Origin of the sequence: Coprococcus sp. RTP21204st1_G4_RTP21204_210225 (genome assembly GCF_040915385.1) — a bacterium.
GTDB lineage: Bacteria > Bacillota > Clostridia > Lachnospirales > Lachnospiraceae > Allocoprococcus > Allocoprococcus comes.
Map to the genome: position 1 here is coordinate 442 of NZ_JBCPDP010000069.1, position 752 is coordinate 1,193.

Sequence of the window (752 nt, forward strand, 5' to 3'; positions counted from 1 at the left end):
GCGTAGGGAGTGTTCTTCTTTGAACCTCTAAAACCCATCTTTCCGGCAGAAGACCAAGAAATGATCTGACCTTCGCTATTTGCCAGAGAAACAATAATGTTGTTAAAAGATGAATGAACATGCAACTGTCCATTAGCATCAACCTTCACATTTCTCTTTTTTGCTGCAACTGTTTTTTTTGCCATATCAACAATTATTATTTAGTAGCTTTTTTCTTATTAGCAACGGTTTTCTTTCTACCCTTACGAGTACGGGCATTGTTCTTTGTGCTCTGACCTCTTACTGGAAGACCAATACGATGACGAACACCACGATAGCAACCGATATCCATTAAACGCTTAATGTTCAATTGAACTTCAGAACGAAGATCACCTTCAACCTTATACTCTGCACCAATGATCTCACGAATCTTGGCAGCCTGATCATCCGTCCAGTCTTTTACTTTCAGGTCTCTGTCAACACCTGCTTTATCCAAAATTTTTGCTGAACTACTACGACCTATACCATATACATAGGTCAACGCAACTTCACCTCTCTTGTTTTGAGGCAAATCGACACCAACTATTCTTATAGCCATATACTAAATTATTTTTTTTGCAAAAATAATAATATTATCCTTGACGTTGTTTATACTTAGGATTTTTCTTGTTAATAACATACAAACGGCCATTACGTCTAACGATCTTACACTCTGGCGTACGTTTCTTTAAGGATGCTCTTACTTTCATATCTTAATTTTATTTATATCTAAA

Annotated in this window: 3 protein-coding genes; all 3 read right to left on the bottom strand. The window is 36.4% G+C overall.

The window, feature by feature from the left end; translation table 11 throughout:
- The coding region (gene rpsK / locus AB5213_RS17165; RefSeq protein WP_368277037.1) for a 30S ribosomal protein S11 at positions 1 to 185 on the bottom strand (185 nt) is incomplete at its 3' end.
- Between the two features lie 11 nt (positions 186 to 196).
- Positions 197 to 577 carry a 30S ribosomal protein S13 gene (rpsM, locus tag AB5213_RS17170; RefSeq protein WP_004291218.1) on the bottom strand — a complete coding sequence of 127 codons (381 nt, stop codon included), beginning with the start codon at positions 575 to 577 and terminating at the stop codon, positions 197 to 199.
- A 34-nt stretch (positions 578 to 611) separates the two neighbouring features.
- Positions 612 to 728, bottom strand: coding sequence for a type B 50S ribosomal protein L36 (gene ykgO / locus AB5213_RS17175; protein WP_002558051.1), 117 nt, complete (start codon positions 726 to 728; stop codon positions 612 to 614).
- Positions 729 to 752 lie beyond the last annotated feature (24 nt).

Coding starts and splice junctions, on each gene's coding strand:
- rpsM (WP_004291218.1), bottom strand. CDS start 577: ATGGCTATAAGAATAGTTGGTGTCGATTTGCCTCAAAACAAGAGAGGT.
- ykgO (WP_002558051.1), bottom strand. CDS start 728: ATGAAAGTAAGAGCATCCTTAAAGAAACGTACGCCAGAGTGTAAGATC.